The sequence below is a fragment of the Holdemania filiformis DSM 12042 genome (assembly GCF_000157995.1).
Classification (GTDB): Bacteria; Bacillota_I; Bacilli_A; order Erysipelotrichales; family Erysipelotrichaceae; genus Holdemania; species Holdemania filiformis.
Genome location: NZ_GG657553.1, coordinates 95,004 through 115,547, shown reverse-complemented (window position 1 = coordinate 115,547; position 20,544 = coordinate 95,004). Strand labels below are relative to the sequence as shown.

The 20,544-nt window shown below is 49.4% G+C and carries 24 protein-coding genes; 16 read left to right on the top strand and 8 right to left on the bottom strand.

The features are described from left to right. The first annotated feature begins 6 nt into the window (after positions 1 to 6). The 12 genes from ftsH to HOLDEFILI_RS02930 all read left to right on the top strand — a co-directional run bounded on the left by ftsH (position 7) and on the right by HOLDEFILI_RS02930 (position 10,788). On the top strand, positions 7 to 1,929 hold the full coding sequence (gene ftsH / locus HOLDEFILI_RS02985; RefSeq protein WP_006057925.1) for an ATP-dependent zinc metalloprotease FtsH: 1,923 nt from the start codon (positions 7 to 9) through the stop codon (positions 1,927 to 1,929). A gap of 302 nt (positions 1,930 to 2,231) precedes the next feature. Then, on the top strand, positions 2,232 to 2,495 hold the full coding sequence (locus HOLDEFILI_RS02980) for a helix-turn-helix domain-containing protein (protein ID WP_006057924.1): 264 nt from the start codon (positions 2,232 to 2,234) through the stop codon (positions 2,493 to 2,495). Positions 2,496 to 2,558: 63 nt separating this feature from the next. Further along, on the top strand, positions 2,559 to 3,404 hold the full coding sequence (locus HOLDEFILI_RS02975; RefSeq protein WP_006057923.1) for a Nif3-like dinuclear metal center hexameric protein: 846 nt from the start codon (positions 2,559 to 2,561) through the stop codon (positions 3,402 to 3,404). A 463-nt stretch (positions 3,405 to 3,867) separates the two neighbouring features. Continuing rightward, positions 3,868 to 4,974 carry an SIS domain-containing protein gene (locus tag HOLDEFILI_RS02970; RefSeq protein ID WP_006057921.1) on the top strand — a complete coding sequence of 369 codons (1,107 nt, stop codon included), beginning with the start codon at positions 3,868 to 3,870 and terminating at the stop codon, positions 4,972 to 4,974. Beyond that, complete coding sequence (locus HOLDEFILI_RS02965) at positions 4,971 to 5,393, top strand: PTS sugar transporter subunit IIA (RefSeq protein ID WP_006057920.1); 423 nt, start codon at positions 4,971 to 4,973, stop codon at positions 5,391 to 5,393. Before HOLDEFILI_RS02970 ends, HOLDEFILI_RS02965 begins: the two co-directional genes overlap by 4 nt. 63 nt (positions 5,394 to 5,456) lie before the next feature. After that, a complete protein-coding gene (locus tag HOLDEFILI_RS02960) occupies positions 5,457 to 5,954 on the top strand; it encodes a PTS sugar transporter subunit IIB (RefSeq protein ID WP_006057919.1) in 498 nt (165 codons plus the stop codon). Positions 5,955 to 5,979: 25 nt separating this feature from the next. Beyond that, complete coding sequence (locus HOLDEFILI_RS02955) at positions 5,980 to 6,747, top strand: PTS mannose/fructose/sorbose/N-acetylgalactosamine transporter subunit IIC (protein WP_006057918.1); 768 nt, start codon at positions 5,980 to 5,982, stop codon at positions 6,745 to 6,747. Then, positions 6,728 to 7,570 carry a PTS system mannose/fructose/sorbose family transporter subunit IID gene (locus tag HOLDEFILI_RS02950; RefSeq protein ID WP_006057917.1) on the top strand — a complete coding sequence of 281 codons (843 nt, stop codon included), beginning with the start codon at positions 6,728 to 6,730 and terminating at the stop codon, positions 7,568 to 7,570. The genes HOLDEFILI_RS02955 and HOLDEFILI_RS02950 overlap by 20 nt, the downstream gene beginning before the upstream one ends. 25 nt (positions 7,571 to 7,595) lie before the next feature. Further along, positions 7,596 to 8,318 carry an N-acetylmannosamine-6-phosphate 2-epimerase gene (locus tag HOLDEFILI_RS02945; protein ID WP_006057916.1) on the top strand — a complete coding sequence of 241 codons (723 nt, stop codon included), beginning with the start codon at positions 7,596 to 7,598 and terminating at the stop codon, positions 8,316 to 8,318. Further along, positions 8,311 to 8,982 (top strand): hypothetical protein, encoded by a 672-nt coding sequence (locus tag HOLDEFILI_RS02940; RefSeq protein ID WP_006057915.1) that lies wholly within the window; start codon positions 8,311 to 8,313, stop codon positions 8,980 to 8,982. The genes HOLDEFILI_RS02945 and HOLDEFILI_RS02940 overlap by 8 nt, the downstream gene beginning before the upstream one ends. Continuing rightward, positions 8,983 to 9,687, top strand: coding sequence for a GntR family transcriptional regulator (locus HOLDEFILI_RS02935; protein ID WP_006057914.1), 705 nt, complete (start codon positions 8,983 to 8,985; stop codon positions 9,685 to 9,687). A gap of 12 nt (positions 9,688 to 9,699) precedes the next feature. Then, positions 9,700 to 10,788 carry an SIS domain-containing protein gene (locus HOLDEFILI_RS02930; RefSeq protein ID WP_006057913.1) on the top strand — a complete coding sequence of 363 codons (1,089 nt, stop codon included), beginning with the start codon at positions 9,700 to 9,702 and terminating at the stop codon, positions 10,786 to 10,788. A gap of 159 nt (positions 10,789 to 10,947) precedes the next feature. Here HOLDEFILI_RS02930 and HOLDEFILI_RS02925 read toward each other — a convergent pair whose 3' ends face one another. From HOLDEFILI_RS02925 to HOLDEFILI_RS02890, 8 genes are all read right to left on the bottom strand, one after another. Continuing rightward, the gene (locus HOLDEFILI_RS02925; protein WP_039863790.1) at positions 10,948 to 11,160 is read right to left on the bottom strand and encodes a DUF3791 domain-containing protein; all 213 of its coding nucleotides are present in this window, start codon (positions 11,158 to 11,160) and stop codon (positions 10,948 to 10,950) included. A 2-nt stretch (positions 11,161 to 11,162) separates the two neighbouring features. Continuing rightward, a complete protein-coding gene (locus tag HOLDEFILI_RS02920; protein WP_006057910.1) occupies positions 11,163 to 11,402 on the bottom strand; it encodes a hypothetical protein in 240 nt (79 codons plus the stop codon). Continuing rightward, the gene (locus HOLDEFILI_RS02915) at positions 11,402 to 11,893 is read right to left on the bottom strand and encodes a DUF3990 domain-containing protein (RefSeq protein ID WP_006057909.1); all 492 of its coding nucleotides are present in this window, start codon (positions 11,891 to 11,893) and stop codon (positions 11,402 to 11,404) included. Before HOLDEFILI_RS02915 ends, HOLDEFILI_RS02920 begins: the two co-directional genes overlap by 1 nt. Beyond that, positions 11,890 to 12,192 (bottom strand): DUF6788 family protein, encoded by a 303-nt coding sequence (locus HOLDEFILI_RS02910; protein ID WP_006057908.1) that lies wholly within the window; start codon positions 12,190 to 12,192, stop codon positions 11,890 to 11,892. The genes HOLDEFILI_RS02915 and HOLDEFILI_RS02910 overlap by 4 nt, the downstream gene beginning before the upstream one ends. A gap of 366 nt (positions 12,193 to 12,558) precedes the next feature. Further along, a complete protein-coding gene (locus tag HOLDEFILI_RS02905; RefSeq protein WP_006057906.1) occupies positions 12,559 to 13,383 on the bottom strand; it encodes a PTS system mannose/fructose/sorbose family transporter subunit IID in 825 nt (274 codons plus the stop codon). A gap of 2 nt (positions 13,384 to 13,385) precedes the next feature. Then, entirely contained in the window at positions 13,386 to 14,126 is a 741-nt protein-coding gene (locus tag HOLDEFILI_RS02900; RefSeq protein WP_006057905.1) for a PTS mannose/fructose/sorbose/N-acetylgalactosamine transporter subunit IIC, read from the bottom strand. Positions 14,127 to 14,141: 15 nt separating this feature from the next. Next, entirely contained in the window at positions 14,142 to 14,642 is a 501-nt protein-coding gene (locus HOLDEFILI_RS02895) for a PTS sugar transporter subunit IIB (RefSeq protein WP_006057904.1), read from the bottom strand. Positions 14,643 to 14,659: 17 nt separating this feature from the next. Next, the gene (locus tag HOLDEFILI_RS02890) at positions 14,660 to 15,058 is read right to left on the bottom strand and encodes a PTS sugar transporter subunit IIA (protein ID WP_006057903.1); all 399 of its coding nucleotides are present in this window, start codon (positions 15,056 to 15,058) and stop codon (positions 14,660 to 14,662) included. Between the two features lie 344 nt (positions 15,059 to 15,402). Here HOLDEFILI_RS02890 and HOLDEFILI_RS02885 point away from each other — a divergent pair, with 344 nt between their 5' ends. The 4 genes from HOLDEFILI_RS02885 to HOLDEFILI_RS02870 all read left to right on the top strand — a co-directional run bounded on the left by HOLDEFILI_RS02885 (position 15,403) and on the right by HOLDEFILI_RS02870 (position 20,317). Next, a complete protein-coding gene (locus HOLDEFILI_RS02885) occupies positions 15,403 to 16,539 on the top strand; it encodes an SIS domain-containing protein (RefSeq protein ID WP_039863789.1) in 1,137 nt (378 codons plus the stop codon). 63 nt (positions 16,540 to 16,602) lie between these two features. Beyond that, the gene (locus HOLDEFILI_RS02880) at positions 16,603 to 17,373 is read left to right on the top strand and encodes a GntR family transcriptional regulator (protein WP_006057900.1); all 771 of its coding nucleotides are present in this window, start codon (positions 16,603 to 16,605) and stop codon (positions 17,371 to 17,373) included. Between the two features lie 331 nt (positions 17,374 to 17,704). After that, positions 17,705 to 18,658 carry a Gfo/Idh/MocA family protein gene (locus HOLDEFILI_RS02875; protein WP_006057898.1) on the top strand — a complete coding sequence of 318 codons (954 nt, stop codon included), beginning with the start codon at positions 17,705 to 17,707 and terminating at the stop codon, positions 18,656 to 18,658. A 183-nt stretch (positions 18,659 to 18,841) separates the two neighbouring features. Next, positions 18,842 to 20,317: an MATE family efflux transporter gene (locus HOLDEFILI_RS02870; RefSeq protein WP_006057897.1), complete on the top strand. Its 1,476-nt coding sequence runs from the start codon at positions 18,842 to 18,844 to the stop codon at positions 20,315 to 20,317. The last annotated feature ends 227 nt before the right edge of the window (positions 20,318 to 20,544 follow it).

Here is a 20,544-nt window from a genome sequence, read left to right as displayed (position 1 = left end):
GATACAATGCGTAATAATCGTTGGATCAATTTTGTTCCGTATCTGATTGTGATCCTGGCGCTGTTCAGTTTGATGAACATGAACACCGGGACTGCGACACAGAATCTGACCTACAACGAGTTTCAAAAGTTAGTTGAAGAACAGAAAGTCACCGAAAGCGCAGTGACGGTCGGCGACAATGTGATTAAAATCAAGGGTGTTTTTGAACAGGACGGCAAGAAGGTCGGCTTTACCGCTTCCGTACCGCGTTCGGAAACCGAAGTCGACGCGCTGATGAGCGCGCTGGAAGCCGCTGACGTCAAGGTCAGCGACATGAACGAATCGAATCTGTTTTTAGATACGATCTTATCGTTAATTCCATTTGTGATTTTCGGCGCGATGGCGTTTTTCCTGATTTCCAAGATGAACGGCGGCGGCAATAACAAGGCTTTTGAATTCTCAAAATCCCGGGCCCGGCTGGAAGGCAACATCAAGGTTCGCTTTGACGACGTTGCCGGGTGCGATGAAGAAAAACAGGAAATGGCGGAAATTATCGACTACCTGAAATCGCCGAAGAAGTTTGCCAAGATGGGCGCGCGGATTCCGAAGGGCATCCTGATGGTCGGCTCGCCGGGTACTGGTAAAACATTATTGGCGAAGGCGGTCGCGGGTGAAGCGGACGTTCCGTTCTATTCGATTTCCGGTTCGGATTTCGTTGAAATGTTTGTCGGCGTCGGCGCCAGTCGTGTCCGTGATATGTTTAAAAAAGCGCAGCAGACAGCGCCGTGTATGATCTTCATTGATGAAATCGATGCGGTCGGCCGGCAGCGCGGCGCGGGTTTAGGCGGCGGCCATGATGAACGGGAACAGACGCTGAATCAGCTGTTAGTTGAGATGGACGGCATTACGGACAATGCCGGTATCGTTGTCATTGCGGCGACCAACCGGCCCGACGTCCTCGATCCGGCGCTCTTGCGGCCGGGCCGTTTTGACCGTCAGATTACCGTTTCCCTGCCGGACCGCAGAGGCCGCAAGGCGATTCTGGAAGTCCATGCCCGCAACAAAAAACTGGCTCCGGAGATTGATCTGGACGCTTTAGCGAAGCGGACGCCGGGCTTTTCCGGTGCGGATCTGGAAAACGTGCTGAACGAAGCCGCGATTCTGGCGGTGCGGGAGAACAGCGATTTAATCCACATGCACAATCTGGATGAAGCGATTGACCGCGTCATGATGGGGCCGGCCAAGAAGTCTAGAAAATATGATGAAAAATCCAAGAAATTGGTGGCATACCATGAGTCCGGCCATGCGATTGTCGGCCTGAATCTGGAAAACTCCAATATTGTTCAGAAGGTAACGATCATTCCGCGCGGCACCGCCGGGGGTTACAACCTGATGACGCCGAAGGAAGAAAAGATCATGAACACGAAGAACGACCTGATGTCGGCGATCACCGGCTACATGGGCGGCCGCGTCGCGGAAGAAGTCTTCTTTGACGATATCACAACCGGTGCGGTGAACGATATCGAACAGGCGACAAAAATGGCGCGGGATATGGTCACGCTGTACGGTATGAGTGATCTCGGTCCGGTTCAGTATGATCATGGTCAGCAGAACGTCTTCCTGGGCCGTGATTACAATTCCTCAAGCAACGTATCCGGCCAGGTTGCGTTTGAAATCGATCAGGAAATCCGCAAGATTATCGATCAGTGCCATGACGAAGCGAAGAAGATCATTCTGGAACACAAAGAAGAACTGATCAAGATCGCGGAAGCGCTGATTGAAAATGAAACGCTGACGGCGGAACAGATTGATAAGATTATCAAGGGCGAACCGTTCCTGGATCTGCCAACGCCGGAAATGAAGGCGGCAGCGGCTTCTGCGGCAGAACCGGAATCCCCGGTTACGGTGGAAACTGAGGAAACAAGCCAGCCTGAAACGGAAACAGAATAGATGAATTGAAAGATGGTCCGGGCGGCCATCTTTTTCTTCATTTTAGAACGAATTGATTTCTTCACGTCATTTTCTCTCTTTTGAAGCGTCATCATCAAAAATAAACATCACATTTCCTTGATTTGATTTTAACGGAAGCTTCATTAAAAATACAAAATAGTTAGAAATCAGGTATGGTTTATCTTACCCCAAATAGCTTATAATTAAGAATAGTTCAGGACCAATTTTATTTTAATCACATTCACAAATTCCTGAATCAGGAAATACAGAAAATCAGACTACAAAATAAGGCAGGAACAGATATGGATTACAATCAAATCTTAGCGAAAAGAATACAGGAATTATGCGAGCTGAAGCAGATCTCTCTCGAAATGCTAAGTCAGAAAGCCAGGATCAGCGAGCGGACACTGACGCGGATTGTCAACGGTCTTTATAAAAATCCGGGAATGGCCACTATTTTCCGCATCGCCTATGCGTTGGATATGACGATGGCGGAGTTTCTTGATTTTCCGGAGATCAACGATTATGAGTTTTCAGAACCTGGGTGGGAAGACCCTGAATTATAATCCGGGGATTAAGGAATAGAAAAATGCCGGGAAAGGGGTTACAATACAACCAGGAGGTCTTTTATGAAAATCAGTGAAGTAATTCAAAAAATGAAAAAGTATCACCGCGGAATTGCCCAGGGGAAGCCGATCGACGACGCGACGACCCGCGACCAGATTCTCTATGGGAATCCGGATCAGGAATGTACAGGCATCGTAACGACGTGTTACGCTTCGGTTGATGTTATCCGCAAGGCCAATGCGTGCGGTGCCAATTTGATCATCAGTCATGAAGCGCTGTTCTGGAATCATGGCGATCATACCGACTGGCTGGAGGAAGCCCAGAATAAAACGTTTCTGGCAAAAAAGCAGCTGCTGGATGAAACCGGCATTGTCGTCTGGCGTGATCATGATTATATCCATTCCGGAATTCCGATGAACGGCGGTTATGTGGACGGGATTTTCCACGGCGTCATGGTTACTTTAGGCTGGGAAAAATATCTCAGCTGCGATCCGGCGCGGCCGATGATTTTTGAAATGCCGGAAACGCCCGTTAAGGAAATTGGGCGTCAGATTATGGAGAAATTCCATCTGACCGGTTTAAAAATGCTGGGGAACACCGAGGCAAAGGTCAGGAAAGTTGCGATCGCCAGTCATATCCTGGGCGGCGATAACGACATGATCACCCGGATCGATCAGGAAGACATCGACCTGTTGATCTCCATGGAACTGATCGACTTTACCGTCAGCGAATATATTCGCGACAGTGCGATGCTGGGGATGCCGAAGGCGATTCTGGCAGTCGGTCATTTCAATACGGAGGAACCGGGAATGGAATACATGGTTCATTATATTCCGGAAGCGCTGAGTGAAGCGATTCCTTGCCGCTATATCCAGTCCGGGGATATGTATGAATTCATGATCGCATAACCTGTCTGGATCTTTTCTCAACGATCTTAAGTCAGTTTCTTTCGCATAAGAAAAGGATTTATCAAGAACTGAAGTCAGCTGTATCAAGGGCTGACTTTTTTTTGTGCGGAATTCAGAGTGCTGCTTTTTTTGAAGAGGAAAGCGAAACAAGAAGGAAAGAGGGCGAACCTGGCGATGAAAAGAAATAAAAAATAGTAAAGATATAGGAATATTGTTGAATGATTATACATATATAATGCTAGGATAGGGGGAGAAAGCGGGATGATTCTTAAAGAATAAAAGCAAACTGAATCATTATAATAACTTGCTTAAATGATTACAAAACTGATTATAAGAATAGTTTTAGTCATAACATCAGCGAAAATCCTACAAAAATCTACAAATTTATATTGACGTAAGCGTATTCATGAAATATATTATGTATATACAAGAAATGAAATTATGAATATACAGGAGGAAAAATATGGAAAAACCTACGATGGCGGGATATATTCTTGACCAAGGCCGGGCGCTTCGTCAGTCGTTTGCCGAAAGAGCCTGCTTCGTCGATCCGATGATTGAATTATTCCAAAACCAGGATATCCGGAAAGTTTATTTTCTGGGTTCAGGAACAAGCTATCATGCGGCGCTGAGCTTTAAGAACTGGTTTGAGAAGTATCTGAAGGTGGAAGCGGAGGTTGTGATTCCGACAGTATTTACGAATTATACGCAGATCAATAACAACGCGATCTATCAGCCGCATCAGATTCTGGTCGTCGGCATCAGTCAGTCAGGCACCAGCGTTTCCACGGTGGAAGCGATGCGCAAAGCTAAAAATGCGGGCTACTTTACCGTTGCGCTGACGGAAGCGTTATCCAGCCTGATCACCCGCGAAGTCGACATCGTCGTGCCGTTAACCTGCGGCAAAGAAGAAATTCCGATCGAAACCCGCGGCTACATCATCACACTGCTGACCGGCTATCTGTGGGCGGTTGAAATTGCCTCGGCGCTGGGCCAGCTGGAGAAAGCGCAAAGTGAACAGAAACTAAGGGAAGCGGAAACGATGCTCGACCATTTCGACGCCTTGATCGAAGAAGTCCAGCAATGGATCGACCGCAATCAACCGGAGCTGCTGGACATGAAAAAGGGGCATATCGCCGCGTATGGAACAAATTATCCGACCGCGCTGGAAGGCGTACTGAAAATGTATGAAACCTTCCACAAGCCGCTGAGCGCCTATGAATTGGAGGAACTGATTCACGGGCCGCAGATGGCATTCGACGATCAGACCTACCTGTATTTCATCGCAAGCAATGAAGTTGAACGATCACGGATTCCGCTGTTTCTGGACTGGATCCGGGAGAATGAAGTGACCGAACACGTCTTTGTGTTCTATGCCGATCAACAAGTGACAAATCCGAAGGATCTGCATTTCCGCAGTCCGATCGCGCCCGATTTAAGTCCGCTGGCCTTCGTTGTTCCCTTTCAGCTGATGGCGGCCCGCAATTGTGAAGCGATCGGCTACGACACCAGCGTCTACCCGCCGAAACGCCGGGCGTTCGCCCATAAGAAACCGGAGGAACAAGCATGAATCAATTTCTGATCGCCACTCATTCCACGCTCGCCGAAGGGCTGGCCAACGCGATTCATTTCTTCAACAGCGACGCCGCTAACATTCATTATATCAACGCTTATGTCGAGGATAATGAATTTGAAAAAGCACTGCGCGCTAAGCTGGCGGCAATGGAGCCGGGCAACCTTGTCATTCTGACCGATCTGGCCGGAGGCAGCGTGAATCAGATCGCTGCGAAGCTGATGCGGGAAATCCCGTTTGTGCTGGTCACCGGCATCAACTTTCCGTTAGTGCTGGAAATGGTTTATCAGAGCGAAGACATCACACCGGAGCTGGCCGCGCAGATCGTCGAGCGCGCAAGAGCGGAAATGATGTGCATGAACACGCTGAACACTGACGCTGAAGAAGCAGATCTAATCGAGGACGACGAGCTGTAAACAAAATCATTGAGGTAATGACCTGAACTGAATCAGGCGTTATAAAAAGGAAAGGAGGATTTTATGATTATTTTAGTCAGAGCGGACGACCGGTTAATTCACGGCATGGTGGCTGTGTCCTGGACTTCCGCAATCAAGCCGGAAACGATTCTGGTAGCCAACGACGAGGCGGCAGGGGACAGCTTTAAAGCCGCGACGATGAAACTGGCCAAACCAGCCGGCGTCAAACTGATCATCAAGACCTGCGATGATTCGATCAAGGCGCTGAACAATCCGATCAACGACCGGAAGAAAATATTCCTGGTCACGGAAACCGTCGAGGATGCCTGCTACATCTGGGAACGCGTCAAGGGGATCGTCAAGCTCAACATCGGCACGGCCGGCGTCAACAAGAAGCCGGGCGAGGACTACATTCCGACGCTGCCGCAGGTCTTCATGACGCAGAAAGAATTTGAATGCGCCAAGAAAATGGCCGACGCCGGCGTGGAAGTCTTTGCGCAGATCACACCGTCTCAAGACCGCATGAACTTCAAAGACATTGAAAAAATATTTGCCAAATAAAAAATTATAAGGAGGGCAAAAACTTATGCTTCAGGGATTCTTAGTCGCGCTCGTCGCAACCTTGATCTACATGGAAAGCCGCATCGGCGGTCAGCACATGCTCGACCGGCCAATTCTCATCGGCCCGATCGTCGGCCTGATCATGGGGGATTTCACCATGGGCTTAATCATCGGCGGCAATCTGGAACTGGTCTGGATGGGCTTAGTCGGTATCGGAACATCCACGCCGCCGGATGTCGTTGTCGGCAGTGCGCTGGCCACTGCGCTGGCAATCAAAACCGGCGCTTCCTATGAAACCACGCTGGCGCTGGCGATTCCAATCGCACTGCTGGCTCAGGTCGGTTCCATCGGCGTCTGCATCCTCAACACCACCTTCGCGCACCGCGCTGACAAATGCGCCGACAAGGGCGACTGGAAGGGCGTTGAAATGTCCAACTGGATGGGCAGCGCGCTGTACTTCGTCTTCAAATTCACGATGATTTTCTTAGGCTTCTTAATCGGCGGCGATGTCATTACGGCGATCGTCAACAACATTCCGGCCGTTATCCAGTCCGGTTTGGCTCAGTCCGGCAACCTGCTTCCGGCGTTAGGAATCGCGATGTTGATTCAGCTGACCTTTGACAAGAAGTTCGCGGCGTTCTTATTCCTGGGCTTCGCTTTAGTCGCTTTCTTCAACGTCAGCACGATTGCCGCAGCGGTGATCGGCGTAATCTGCGCTTATGTTTACTACCAGTTCGCTCCGAGCGGCAAGTCCGGCTCCATGAGCGCCAGCGATGAAAGTGAGGAACTGTAAGATGACGATCGGCATGAAGAAATTAAGCTCGAAAACCTTAAAGAAAGTTTATAATCGTCACTATCAATTATTGGGATGCTTCAACTATGAACGTCAGATGTCGACGGGCTACGCCTGGACGATGATGCCCGCCATCCGCGAGCTGTACGGCGAGGATGAAGCGAAGATGAAGGCCGGCGTCAAACGCCACCTGGAATTCTTCAACTGCGCGACCACACCGAGTCCATTCATCATCGGGATCACCTGCGCGATGGAGGAACAGTGCGCCAGTGCGCCGGACGGCGAATTTGACGTCGCTTCGATCAACTCTGTCAAGGCAGCTTTGATGGGGCCGTTAGCCGGCATCGGCGACAGCTTCTTCTGGGGTACCTTCCGCGTCATCGGCGTCGGTGTTGGTGCGCCGTTAGCGGTCGCCGGCAACATCTTAGGCCCGATCCTGTATTTCCTGATCAACTTTATTCCATCGGAAATCGTCCGCCGCGTCGGCTTCAAAATCGGTTATGAAGGCGGCAGCGAATTCCTGACCCGGATTTCCGAAGACGGCACACTGAATAAGCTGACGGAAGCTGCCCGCATCATGGGCCTGGTCGTTATCGGCGCGATGATGGCTTCAATGGTCAGTGTCAATCTGGTTACAGTCCTCAACATTAACGGCGCGCAGGTTGTTCTGCAGGAGATCTTTGACGCGATCTGCCCGAAGATTCTGCCGCTGGGTCTGACCTTCGCGTGCTACTGGGGCTTACAGAAACGCTATTCCGGTACGGTCATCATGATCGCCCTGCTGGTTCTGGGTGTCCTGGCTGTCGCTTTGGGTCTGTTGTAGTCGAATGAAACAGGGGTGAAAGTGGATGAAAAAACAAGAAGTGCTGGAAAGTCTGAAAGACGGCTTGATCGTTTCCTGCCAGGCAGTGCCGGAGGAACCTCATTATATGGAAGGCATTACCGTTAAATTCGCGGAGTGCGCGGCCTGGGCAGGAGCGAAAGGCATTCGCGCAAATTCCCCGGAGGATATCCGGGCGATCAAGGCGCAGGTCGATCTGCCGGTCATCGGAATCTGGAAAATCAACCGCAATGTGAAGGATGTCTATTTAACACCGAATCTGGAAGCGGCCAAAGCGGTCTGGGAAGCCGGCGCGGAGATCATCGCCGTGCAGGCGACGCATCACTACCGCGACGATGGCAAGCTGGCGTATGAAACAATCCGGGAAATCAAGGAAAACATTCCGGAAGCGCTGATCTTTGCCGATGTCAGCACTGCGGAGGACGCGCGGATCGCCGCGGAAATGGGTGCGGATTTCGTCGCTCCAACCTTAGCCGGGTATACGAAAGCCGGCGCCTTCGACAAGCTGGAAATCAAGGATGCTCCGGATTATATTCTGCTTCGGGATATCGTCGATGCCGTTAAAGGCACCGGCGCCCGCGTCATTATGGAGGGCAAGGTCGCCACACCGGAGATCGCGGTCCAGTGCCTGTATATGGGCGCGTATGCCGTCGTCGTCGGCAACGCGATCACGCGTCCGCACATCACGGCCAAACGATTTGCCCGGGCGCTGAACCGGTTCCATGACTAACCCTATCCTCTGGATCACGCTGCTGTGTTTGTTCGGCAGCGTGATCTATAAAAAATGGGTGAGCGAGAAAGCGCTGCGGAAGCTGTATACGTTTAAAATGAAACAGGATACGGACAGCTTTCTCAAACTGCTCGATTCCCCTTACTGCCGGTTTAATTTTTCCAAGGTATCGCTGTTGATGATGAAGCTGAACTATTTTATTGATCTGCAGGATCATGATCAGGTTCGCGCGACCTACGCGCAGTTTGCTTCGCTGAAGATGAACGCGGATGAAAAGATCGCGCTTGATTCCCGGATGTTCGGCTACGCCCTGCAATTTCGCGACCGTGCGCTGGCCGAGACCTGCCGCGACCAGCTGATGCCGTTGTTAAACGAGAAAAAGGGGCAGAAAGCGGAACTGATCCGCGGGGAAGTGGAACAGCTTGACCGCATTTACATCCAGAAAGACACCACGTTAATCCAGGAGCTGACCGAGGCGCTGCCGGAATGTGAAAACGACGAAATCAAGTCGCTGATCGCTTTCCGTCTGGCTAAACTTTACCATTATGAGAACCAGCCGGAACAGGTAGAGATTTACCTGAACCAGGCAATGCGGTATACTAATAATGATAAGAATAGAAAATCGCTGATGGCGATGATCAGCGATCCCTCGGAGCTGGATTAAATGAATAAATATGAACAAATAATTAATTACTACCGTCAACAGATCGTCGATAAATTGCTCAAGCCGGGCGATCAACTACCCAACGAAATTGAAATTGCGCAGGCGTTTAAGGTCTCGCGCATGACCGCGAACAAGGCCCTGAATATTCTGGCCCAGGAAGGTTGTATCCGCCGGGTCAAAGGGCAGGGCAGCTTTGTCGACAACCAACAGATCGTCAAGGCGATCGGAAACCTGACGAGTTTTACTGACGACATCACGAAGATGGGGCAGAAACCGGGCGCGATTCTGATCGAATATCGGATCGAGCGGGCCGATAAACTGCCGAAGCTGATGGAGAAAATGAAACTGAGTCCGGACGACGCGATTCATTACATCGTGCGCATTCGCACGGCAGATGAAACGCCGATCGCGATCAGCTATACCTATCTGTCGCAGAAATACATGTCGAGCGTGGACCTGCGGAAGATCGAAGGCTCGGTCTATCAGATCATGCAGGAAAACGGCGCGCAGTTTAAGTACAGCGACGGCGAGATGACGGCGATGATGCCGACAGAAGAAGAAAAGCGGTTGTTGAAAATCAAGGATGTGGCGTTATTGCGCAACATCACCTGGATGTACGACCAGGACGACGATCTGATCGAATACACGGAAATGCTGTATATCGGCTCCCGTTATAACTATTACTACCGGACAGTCAATCAATAAGGAGGCTAATTCATGACGGAAAAAAACTGGGATATGTACCAGTATATCCTGGAATCCAAGCCGGCGGTGCGCAATATCGTCGAGCACCAGGATGAAATATTCAAAGAAGCGCTGGATTACTGCGCAGACGGCATGATCGAACAGATCTATGTCGTCGGTTCAGGCACATCCTATCACGGCGCGCTGGCTTGTAAAAAGCTGCTTGAGGATGTGCTGAAGGTTAAGGTCTTTGCCAGCTATCCGATGCAGTTTAAGGACAATGAACTGATTCTGAACCCGCATACGCTGGTCATTGGAATTTCCCAGGCCGGCCGCAGTTCTTCCACGATCGCGGCGCTGGATAAAGCGCGGAGTCTGGGCTTAAAGACGATTGTCGTTACCGGCGAGGCCGGCAAGCCGGTCAGCGATCATGCGGACGTCACGATATTGCTGGCGATCGGCATGGAATATGCCGGTCCGAAGACCAAGGGGTATATCGGCACAATGGCGACGATTATGCTTCTGGGCATGAAGCTGGCGGTGCGTTTAGGCCGGATTTCAGAAGAAGAGAAAATGCGGTTAACGGAACAGATGGTGAAAACCTGCGACAACATTCCGGAGATTGCGGAACAGGCGAGCCAGTGGTATCTGCGCAATAAGGAAGATCTGCTTCCTTGCCGCCGGATGATTCTGGTGGGCTACGAAAGCTGTATTTCAGCCATGATGGAAGGCACGCTGAAAATTCTGGAAGCCGTGCGTTACAGCGTCGTCGGCTACGAGCAGGAAGAATTCATGCACGGCGTGTATCATTCGATTCACGAAGACACGACGATGGTTTATCTGGCTTGCCCGGGGCAGTATTTTGAACGCTGTCTGCGGATGCGGGATTACTTCGCCCGCGAGCGGCATAACCCGAACTATGTGATCACTTCGGAGGCTTCCCAGGCTGAGGATCCGCATAATTTCGTTTACCCGTTTGTCAACGATCCGTATTTCGCAACGATGGAGTATATTGTGCCGCTGCAGGTGCTGGCGAGAAAATTATCGCTGGATCTGGGCATAGACTGCAACGTTGCCAGCGATCCGGATTTCCACAAAAAGATGGGCAGCTATACTTACTAGATCGTTTTCCTCCCTTTCCTCGAATTCAGGAAGTGTAATGCTGTGAATGCCGACGGAACATTTTCGGCAGAAAGTTCAATAAAAAAGCGTTGTCCTTGAAGGCAGCGCTTTTCATATAGAATGAGCAGGTTCCGATTCATTTTATTTCCGGTTTTGCAGTTAAACCATCGCTGATTGTCTGGCTTCAATATACAGATCAATATCTTCAACAATATACTTTTCTCCGGTTGTATGCAAAGCTTCAAAACAAGAATAAATGTAATCCCATACACGGTATTTTGTGAACAATTCAGAAACCTGTCTGCCGGTTAAGCCTTTTGCGGATTTATACCTTTCGATACAATAGATTAAAAAATTACCTTCTTTACTCATCATCATGCCTCCTCTGGGAATGTGAATGTGCCTGTCTTTTTTTCTTCATCGAACATATTGAACAAAGTCAGCGCACTCAAATGCCACAACTTCGTATCTTCCTGCTCCAGAAAAGAATATACCTGAGAGTCATAAAATTCTTTAGAGGCAGTAACTTCATCAAACGGGTAATTCTCAGTGATCAGGTGGACTACCTGCGGAACAAGAAGTATGAGCATCGCTTCAAATTTCTGCTTTTCCATTAAAATTCCTCCTCCGGCACCGTGCCCATAAACTTTAAGTAGCTTAACGCTTTTCCTGAGGTGAGCACTAACTGATTATACAGCTTTTTGATTTTAAGAGCCTCCAAGGTCTGTTCCTTAGTCAATGCTCCAGCGGTATAAAGGGTAAATGTGGTGTAAACATTATCGTTAGCAACAGGCCCCAGGATAAAGTCAAATGTTTCTCCCGCATAGTTGCCTGATCTGTTATCTGATACAAAATCAAGCCATGCTTCGTCAGCGGTATCAAACCGTAAAATGGAACATTCTGTAAAGGCTTTCTGTTCGTCAATCTCATAAATATTGACGATTCTGCCACCGTCTTTTCTTCGTTTATAAACCTTATCCGCAAAGCCTATAGCTTGCTTTTTATTTGTAGTGGTATAGAAACCAAAACCAAAATCTAGAAACCGATTCTGCTGAATCAGCTTCGGTTCAGAAACGACTACATTACTTCCGTGATACAAAATCATAGATTACCCTCCAATACTTTTGCCGCAAGTTTTTGTTCTTCTAGCAGCGATTTAATCATTGTTTCAATATGACGACGTCTGTCAATCTGTTGTTTCAGTTTTTCGATTTCTTTTTTCCCGATGTACTTGGAAATAATCTTTTTTCCAGCTCGGTATTTTAGGTAGTAGTACGTATTGCCTTTGACCTGTTTTTCAGAAATTGTACCCTTTGGCAATTCGGCAAGGGCCTTTTGATATTTTACCAACATATAATCAATTCGTTGCTTTTCCTGCTGCACTGTACTTATAATAAGATTCATTCTTTTCACCTATCTACATTATACCCAACATTATACAAATAAATCAATGAATGTTGGATAAATCTGGTGCGAATACTTTTTTGGAATATCAATCCTATTATTTCTTTACCTTGCATTCAACAGTCTCCTTTACTCGATGATTTTTTATTGTTTTTCCAAGCTGGAAAAGGAATGAATAAACAACGACAAACGCTCACTCGCTTTTAAAATAAGGCTTTTTCCATTTATCATTATTACACCGTGACGGTATTTCCATATCCTTGAACTTGATCGTTATTATTTTACATAAGAAGTCATGATGATGTTTTTCGTAAGAAAAAGCAGGCGATCTCTCAGCCTGCTTATCCTGAAACTATCTTTGCCAGCTTATCCCATCGGGAAGAAACCGACCGCCGTTAATAAAATGCCTAAGCCTAACAAAAGGAATAACAGCTTGTTGACGCTGACGCCTTTCTGGATGTAATGATAAACAACGACGGATAAGACCAACGGCAGTAAATTCGGCATGATGCTGTTGAGAACATCCGCCAGAATGAACGAACCGCCGCCCATGTTCAGCTCCAGGGAAACCGGAACCGCGACGATCGCCGGCACCAGTCCGCCGATGACGACCAGACCCAGAATCTTTGCGGCCTCCGTCACTTTTTCCAGAGTGCCGTCAGCCTGGATTTTCGCTAAGAACTCCCGGCCGCCCTGATATCCCAGCTTAAAGCCATAGACGCGGGTCAAGGTCGACGGCAGTAAATTCAACACCAGATACAGCACGACCCCGAGCAGATTGCCGGCTGCCGCCAGCGGAGCGCCGATCCCGCAGGCGATTACCCGGAACGTCCCCCAGAAGAAGCTGTCGCCGATCCCGGCCAGCGGCCCCATCAAAGCGATCTTGACAGAACTGATCGACTGCGGATCAAACGTACCTTCCGGAGCGTTGGCGTATTCTTCTTCCATCGCGCAGGTGATGCCCAGACAAAACGGTACGAAAGCGCAGGTCGTATTAAACATGACGTTGTGCCGGATCAAGGCTTCTTTCAGATCTTCCGGATCCGGATAGAGTTTCTGCAGCGCCGGAAGCAGGGCGCGCATGTAGGAAATCCCTTGCTGCTTATCGTAGGTATAACACCCCAGCGCCTGATAGGAACGCCAGAATACCTTATTCAATTCCTTTTTTGATAATTGAACCGGATTTGTCATGATTAGTCGTCCTCCTCTGCTCTCGGTTTAAATTGATAATAGATGTATGCGCAGACCAATCCCGTCAGTGCGACGCCCATCGTGCCCATTCCCAGATAGGTTGGAAGCAGGAAGCCCAGCGCAAAGAAGCCGGCATATTTCCAATCAAACGTAAATTTCAGCAGAATGCCGATGCCGATCGCAGGCAGGAGCTTGCTGGCATTGGTCAGACCGTAGCGGACGACGCCTGGAATGGAATCGATGACCGCCTGGATTGCGACGGATCCGGCCATAAAGCCCAGCGCGATAACGACAAAGTAAACGACGAAATAAATGATGCCTCCGCCGATGCCGGTCCACCAGATCATCTTGGTATCACAGTTTTCCACCGCTTTGTTCGTCAAGGAAGACAGAACGGCAGAGTTCACCGACGAGATAAACGTATTCATAACGCTGGCCAGCAGCGCGACCGGGATTGCCAGTGCGACACCTTCCTCGACGGTCAGACCGCTGGTAATGACCAGCGCCGAAGCCAGCACGCTGCCGCTGACAACCTCTGTCGGCGCAGCCCCGATCTGAACGACACCAGCCCAGATCAGCTCCAGCGTACCGCCGATGATGACGCCTTGCTTTAAATCCCCTAACAAAAGTCCGACGAGCGTACACAGCCAGATCGGCCGCGCGATCATCTGCTGCCCGAACCAGGATTGTTCGATCCGTCCGTAACCCGCGACAAGACCGACGAGAATAGCTTGTAAAATCATACTCTTTTCTCCTTCTTATTCAAATTTTTTAGCGAAATCCGTAAAATCGACTGCCGGCATTTGCGGAGTGATCTGCGCGAACACCTCGACACCCTGATCATGAATGCGTTTCAGACACGCGAATTCTACCGGGGAGGCAAAGACGCCGTCGCTGATCTCCACTTTTCCTTCGGTTACCCGCCCCTTTGTACCGTCGACTTCAGGGCCGACATTGACGCGGCGAATCTCCGGACATTGGCTGACGAGCGCTTCCGCGTCGGCGATCGTGCTGACCGTGATAAAGATTTTCTTCGCTTTGTATTTCGGTCCGTTCAAGCGGTCAACCGCCTTGGCCAGCGTCCAGACATACATGTCCACATTGGCCGGCTTGGCCAACTTTAACGTCATTGTGTGAAAACTGTCGTTGGCCGCCGCATCATTGGCGACGACTAAAACATTGGGTTTGAGTTCCCCAACCCAGGTCACCGCGACCATGCCGTGAACCAGCCGTCCGTCGACGCGTAATAAACTGATCATATTGATTTTCTTCCTTTCTAGTCGTCGTCTTCCCCGCCGCCGGTCAACAAGTCGTTCATGTAACAGGTTTGACGGCAGGCGTTGGCGATGATTTCTTTTAACTGCGAAGCATCCAGATCGGTTTCCGTGAAAGCACATTCCAGAATCATCGCTAAATTCATGCCGGTGATCAGATGAAAGGCACGATCCCGCAGGTTTTTGAAAAAGATCTGATTGACGGAACCGCCGTACAGATCGGTAAAGACAATGCAGTTTTGGCCGACGCATTGCTGCAGGATCTGTTCAGCCTTGGCCTCAAAGCCGGTTTCCTGAACGGTTTGTTCAAGAATGATGATGTTTCGGGCGCCGAAAAATTCCAGCGTTTCCTTCATGCCCGACGCAAGCCGGCCATGGGCGGCGATGATAATTTGATTCATTCGATGTTTTTTCCCCCTTTCAATGGATGAAACTGGATGAGAGCTGCCTGATTTAAACTCAGTATAATCTATAAATATATATTTGTAAATATAAAAATATTAAAAATATATATTAAAAATTGAGGACCTAAATGATTACACCCCTAATACAAGACAAATTTGTATCACTTCCAGCATATTCCTGACAAAAAACCGCAGAATATCCTGAATCCTTGGAGAACACAAATTATTTTCAAGAAAGAAATTTATATCAAATATATATTTACTGTTGATTTTTTGGCGGTATGTGGTATATTTGGGATGAGCTGCCCGATGATTCAAGAAAAAGGAGAACAGAATAAAGCATGGAAAAAGAAAAACTCTCAATGATCGGTCATATTCAGGATACACCCCGGGTTTTAAAGAAGGCCTACGCTACCCGCAATGAATATATGCCCCGCTTTGTTGACGCTTTTGTCGAGCATGATTTTAAGAAGGTCTACTTCCTGGGATCCGGTACTTCCAATCATGTTTCGATGGTTATTAGAAATCTCTTTGTCGAGCTGCTGCACGTTGAAGGCGTTGCCTGTGCGCCGACGTTGTTTACCTATCATGAGAATCCGAATCCGTCCGGAATTTTTAAGAAAGAAGAAATCTGTGTCATCGGCTTTTCACAGCACGGCGACAGTATCTCGACTTGTGAAGCAGTAAAAAAAGCTGCGGATGACGGGTATTTCACCATTGCGGTAACCGAACAATTAAACAGCGTGCTGGAAGAGCTGGCAGACGTATACTGTCATTTAGTCTGTGAAGAAGAAGAAATCGGTCCGGAAACGCGTGGTTATACGGAAACCGTCTTCCAGTTTTACATCCAGGCCATTGAGATCGCGCGGCGTAAAAAACTGATTGACCAGGCTCGTTACCAGCAGCTGGATGAAGCGGCCAAGGCGTTGGCCGACAACCTGGAAATAGTTGTCAATGAGTCGATCGACTGGTATAATCGTAATAAAGAAGAATTTTATCAAATGACAAAATCCTCTATCGCAGGCTATGGGGTTAACTATACGACGGCGCTGGAATCACGGCTGAAATTCTTTGAAACATATTCCCGGCCGTGCACGGGTTATGAGATGGAAGAACAAATGCATGGGCCGATGCGGGCCTACAATCAGGATAACTATATCTTTATGATCGCTTCCGAGGGCCGGAAAGAACTGGAACGTTTGAAAGAGTTAGTTCCATATTATAAAGACGTCTTCACAGAGCATGTATTTGTGGTCACCTGTGAGGAGGATGTGGCAAGTTCAGAAAGAGATCTGAAATTCTCAGTGAAAACGACGGATCTGCTTTCGCCGATTCTCTATGTGATTCCTTTTCAGGTGCTTTCAGCGCTGATCTGTGAAGACACGGGAATCGACACGAAGGTCAGTCCGGTTAAAAAGCGTTACGTTTCGTCGCATTATCCAAGCCTCAGACATGGAAATGTGGAAGAAACGAAATAAACAGAACACGGCAATTCTGAGAACAAAAGAATTGCCGAAAGTTTAAAAAGCAGGGGGTAAAACATGCCGAAACTTCCAAAATATGTGGAAATCGTGAATTACTTTAAAGAGAAAATTGAAAGCGGAGAGATTGCTAACGATGAACCGTTTCCGCCGGAAAGCGAGATCTGCGCCAAGTTTTCCACCAGTCACATGACGGTTTCCCGGGCCATGAACGAATTAGCCGTGCATGGGTTTATCAAACGGATAAAAGGCAAGGGTACGTTCGCAGATGACAAATTCAAGGCGAAGATCAAAAAAAGCTCAGTGCGGACTGAAAGCATTACGGATATGATCCGCAATGCTGGTTTGGAACCGTCGGCTGAATTGATTAAATATGGAATTATCAAAGGCAAGGAAGCCCCGGACATCGCCGCTCTGCTGCATGTAGCGGAGGAAGACTTTCTGCATTTCTTCATCCGGACGCGTTTCGGCAACGGCAGTCTGATCTGTATTTCGTATTCCTATATCTCGCAGAATATTCTGCCGACGATGGATATTAAACGGCTGGAAGGTTCGCTGAACCAGTACATTGAAGAATTGGGGATTGAGCGGTCCTACGGATATATGGAATTGGGCGCCTGTCTGCCAAGTGCGGAACAAGCCAAGCTGATCGGCTCCAATCATGTTCCTCTGCTTCGTCAGACGATCCTGTGGAATGTCAACGACGAACCTTTTGAATTAACAACCCACTATTTTGTTGGAGATAAGTTTACGATCACGCAGGACAAGATCACGGCGCGGCCAACACAAACGACGCTGTCGGATCACGCGCGGGAACCGCTGGTCAAGTAAGGACTTTCCGGCAGAGCAGTCGGATCTGAATGGATTGTTCTGCCTCCATTCTGCTTCGGACAAAAAAATGTAAAAAGAAGGGACGCTCTCATCGAAGGAGTGTCCCTTTGGCGTTCTTCCGGCTTCCGCACAATTCGGGTAAACAGAACACTTTTGAAATCGGAAGTTCCATAACAAAGGCGGAGAAGGCTTGGACATCAATAAGAAATACAATACAGTCCATGATCAGGAAAAATAGTAAACCGTAAGAAATCCGTTATAAAAATTCACAATTCTTCGCTTTTTCTTTTCCCCAGGCAGGCGTATAGTGGTGTCAAAGGAGTGTGAAGTTATGCGATTTGGAATATTAGGTTATGGCGGGATCGCGCAGCGATTCGTTCATGACAGCGCCCAGGTTGAAGAAGCGGAGATCACATGGATTGCTTCTCAGACCCCAGCCAAGCGGGAAGCGGCGGCCGCGGCAGTGCCGGGCGCACGGATTGCCGACAACTATCAAGCCTGTCTGGCCAGTCCTGAGGTCGACTGCGTTTACATTGCACTACCGCATGCGCAGCATAAAGCGATGACGCTGGCGGCGCTGGCGCAGCATAAACATGTCCTGGTGGAGAAACCCGCCGCATTTACCAGCGCGGACTGGGATCGGCTGTGCGCGGAAGCGAAACGTCAGGATTGCTTCTTAATGGAAGCGCTGAAGACGCCGTTTTACCCGACCAGCGCGATCGTCAAAAATCTGATCGAAGACGGGGCTATCGGTCAAGTGACTGACGTCGATGTCAATTACTGTTACGATTTAAAAGGCCAGACAAAACCGGGCTGGTACATCCTGGATCCCCTTCAGGGCGGCGCGCTGTACGACATCGGCAGCTATCTTTATTATTTCGTATTGGATTTGTTTCCGAATTTGAAGCCGACTCTGAACGTAACGGCCCAGCTGCGCGATCACATCGATGTTCACTTCCAATGCGAACTGATGACCGACAGCGGCGCGCGCATTCTGACCGAAGGCGCGATCGATCGTGAACGTCCGCGCGAAGCCGTGATCCGGGGAACAGAAGGCACGCTGCGGATTCCTTACTATTACCGGGCGGAGGAAATCATTCTGGAAAACGCCCGGGGAATACAGACGATCCGGCCGACGATTCAGTATACCGATCTGGCGGGGGAGATTGCGGAAGTCTGCCGCTGCGTTGGCAACGGCTGGCGGGAAAGTCCGCTCTATCCGCAGGCCAAGACCCGGGAAGTGCTGGCGCTGATGGAAGCAATCCGCAGCCAGTTTCCCCATTGAAATCATGGGAATCAATGTGTGCGAAAACCTCCGTTTCTAACCCGTAAATAATAAAATCTCCATTGATTCAGCTCAGAGGAGAAAGAAAACTTCACCAGAAATGGTGATTTTTTTCAGTTTCTGCCGCCGGACCGGACTTCCTATACTAAAGGAAGAATGAAAGTCAGAGCGGAGGGGAATTGAATGGAGAAGTATCAGGAATCAGCGAAACACTTTTACCGGCAAGCCCTGAATCTTTGTCTGGCGATGATCGCGCAGCAGCTGATTCTCAACTTGATCACGATTATTGACAACGTGATGGTCGGCCGGTACGGCGATCTCTTCGTTTCATCGGCCGCAATTGTCAACCGCCTGTTTACAGTGCCGAGCAGCTTTCTCAACGGTATTCTGGCGGGCGGGGTTGTGTTTCTCGCCCAATATGCCGGAATTGATCAGCCACAGCGGATGACTCAGACGTTCCGGTTTTCCCTGGCGGCTTCGATCGCGCTGTTGTTTCCGTTTATCCTGGCCGGGCTTGCCTTTCCGCAAACGCTGGTCCGGCTGTTTTCTTCCGATCCGGCGCTGGAAGGCCCGGCCGCGGTCTACCTTCAGCTGCTGGCGCTGTCGATGATTCCCTATGTGCTGTCGCAGGCGATTGCCAACGCGATGCGGGCGATCGGACAGGTGCGCCTTCCGCTGTGGGGCAGCTGCGCCGCCGTCATCGTTAAGATTTTGGCGAATCTGATTTTGCTGGAGGGGATTCCTGGCGGTATGTTGGGGGCGGGACTGGCGATGCTGCTGTGTCGGTGTGCGGAAGCGCTGATCATGATTGTCCTGATGAAACGCTCGCGGTGCGTCTTTGCGCAGGCGTGGAAGGCGACGCCGAAAATGCCGCATTCGCTGGCAATTCAGATTGGGAAAACGATGCTTCCGATCGGATTGAACGAATTATTCTACGGCTTGGGGCTGGCGATGTTATTTAAAGGCTACTCGTCGTTCAGTACGCCGATGACGGCCGGATATGCCATTGCGATGACCTACTATGAGCTGTTCCGGGTGCTTTTTCCTGCGGCCGGCACGGTGCTGACTATTCTGGTCGGTCCGGTTCTGGGGCAGGGAAAGAAAGCGGAGGCCAAGGAGGTTGTGCGGCGTGTGTTCAAGCTGGCGCTGGGACTTTCCATCGCGTTTGGAATACTGATTTATCTCTGCCGGTGGACAATTCCGCTGATCTACACAGGTTCTGCGCTTTCGCTGCGGACGGCAGATCAGCTGATGCAGATCATGGCGCTGTTATTCCCGCTGGCGACTGGACATTTTCTTGTGTATTTTGTCTTCCGCAGCGGCGGGGACAGCCGGTCGATCTTTCTGATCGATTCCCTGTTCATGTGGATCATTCCGATTCCTTTGTTGATTGGATTAACGAGAGGAACCAACTTGCCGCTGACCGCGGTTTACTTCTTGGTGGAAGTCAGTTATGTACTGAAATGTCTGTTAGCGCTGGGTTTGTTGAAAAAGGAACGATGGCTGAACAATCTGACCCAGCCGGAGGTTTCGCCAAAAGAGATGCCGGCTTCGAAGCGGGAAATTGAAAATGGCGGCCCGGCTGTTCCACAGGCAAACCGGATCGACGCGCTTGAGGAAAGTCCGGATACTCCAACTCCGAAAATCTCGCAGCCCTAATCGAATTCTTTTTCTTCTATTCGGAAAGTGCAGCTCAAAAGAAAGAATAAAACGATGACTTTTAAGAGTACTATTCCGCTAAAGAGTTTTAAAGTGATGGGATTCATCGTTTAGGTACGCACTGAAAAGAAGGCGGATTAGGGAGAAGAAATTGAAAATGACCAATACGTTGAACGAGGGAAATGAATAAAACGAAACAAACTCAAATGCGTTGAAATGAAGGCGGA

Coding starts and splice junctions, on each gene's coding strand:
- HOLDEFILI_RS02925 (WP_039863790.1), bottom strand. CDS start 11,160: ATGAGTAAAGAAGGTAATTTTTTAATCTATTGTATCGAAAGGTATAAA.
- HOLDEFILI_RS02885 (WP_039863789.1), top strand. CDS start 15,403: ATGGAAAAAGAAAAACTCTCAATGATCGGTCATATTCAGGATACACCC.
- HOLDEFILI_RS02965 (WP_006057920.1), top strand. CDS start 4,971: ATGAATCAATTTCTGATCGCCACTCATTCCACGCTCGCCGAAGGGCTG.
- HOLDEFILI_RS02935 (WP_006057914.1), top strand. CDS start 8,983: ATGAATAAATATGAACAAATAATTAATTACTACCGTCAACAGATCGTC.
- HOLDEFILI_RS02930 (WP_006057913.1), top strand. CDS start 9,700: ATGACGGAAAAAAACTGGGATATGTACCAGTATATCCTGGAATCCAAG.
- HOLDEFILI_RS02890 (WP_006057903.1), bottom strand. CDS start 15,058: ATGAATCAAATTATCATCGCCGCCCATGGCCGGCTTGCGTCGGGCATG.
- HOLDEFILI_RS02920 (WP_006057910.1), bottom strand. CDS start 11,402: ATGGAAAAGCAGAAATTTGAAGCGATGCTCATACTTCTTGTTCCGCAG.
- HOLDEFILI_RS02875 (WP_006057898.1), top strand. CDS start 17,705: ATGCGATTTGGAATATTAGGTTATGGCGGGATCGCGCAGCGATTCGTT.
- HOLDEFILI_RS02960 (WP_006057919.1), top strand. CDS start 5,457: ATGATTATTTTAGTCAGAGCGGACGACCGGTTAATTCACGGCATGGTG.
- HOLDEFILI_RS02870 (WP_006057897.1), top strand. CDS start 18,842: ATGGAGAAGTATCAGGAATCAGCGAAACACTTTTACCGGCAAGCCCTG.
- HOLDEFILI_RS02955 (WP_006057918.1), top strand. CDS start 5,980: ATGCTTCAGGGATTCTTAGTCGCGCTCGTCGCAACCTTGATCTACATG.
- HOLDEFILI_RS02980 (WP_006057924.1), top strand. CDS start 2,232: ATGGATTACAATCAAATCTTAGCGAAAAGAATACAGGAATTATGCGAG.
- HOLDEFILI_RS02950 (WP_006057917.1), top strand. CDS start 6,728: ATGAAAGTGAGGAACTGTAAGATGACGATCGGCATGAAGAAATTAAGC.
- HOLDEFILI_RS02880 (WP_006057900.1), top strand. CDS start 16,603: ATGCCGAAACTTCCAAAATATGTGGAAATCGTGAATTACTTTAAAGAG.
- ftsH (WP_006057925.1), top strand. CDS start 7: ATGCGTAATAATCGTTGGATCAATTTTGTTCCGTATCTGATTGTGATC.
- HOLDEFILI_RS02905 (WP_006057906.1), bottom strand. CDS start 13,383: ATGACAAATCCGGTTCAATTATCAAAAAAGGAATTGAATAAGGTATTC.
- HOLDEFILI_RS02900 (WP_006057905.1), bottom strand. CDS start 14,126: ATGATTTTACAAGCTATTCTCGTCGGTCTTGTCGCGGGTTACGGACGG.
- HOLDEFILI_RS02975 (WP_006057923.1), top strand. CDS start 2,559: ATGAAAATCAGTGAAGTAATTCAAAAAATGAAAAAGTATCACCGCGGA.
- HOLDEFILI_RS02945 (WP_006057916.1), top strand. CDS start 7,596: ATGAAAAAACAAGAAGTGCTGGAAAGTCTGAAAGACGGCTTGATCGTT.
- HOLDEFILI_RS02970 (WP_006057921.1), top strand. CDS start 3,868: ATGGAAAAACCTACGATGGCGGGATATATTCTTGACCAAGGCCGGGCG.
- HOLDEFILI_RS02895 (WP_006057904.1), bottom strand. CDS start 14,642: ATGATCAGTTTATTACGCGTCGACGGACGGCTGGTTCACGGCATGGTC.
- HOLDEFILI_RS02910 (WP_006057908.1), bottom strand. CDS start 12,192: ATGAATCTTATTATAAGTACAGTGCAGCAGGAAAAGCAACGAATTGAT.
- HOLDEFILI_RS02940 (WP_006057915.1), top strand. CDS start 8,311: ATGACTAACCCTATCCTCTGGATCACGCTGCTGTGTTTGTTCGGCAGC.
- HOLDEFILI_RS02915 (WP_006057909.1), bottom strand. CDS start 11,893: ATGATTTTGTATCACGGAAGTAATGTAGTCGTTTCTGAACCGAAGCTG.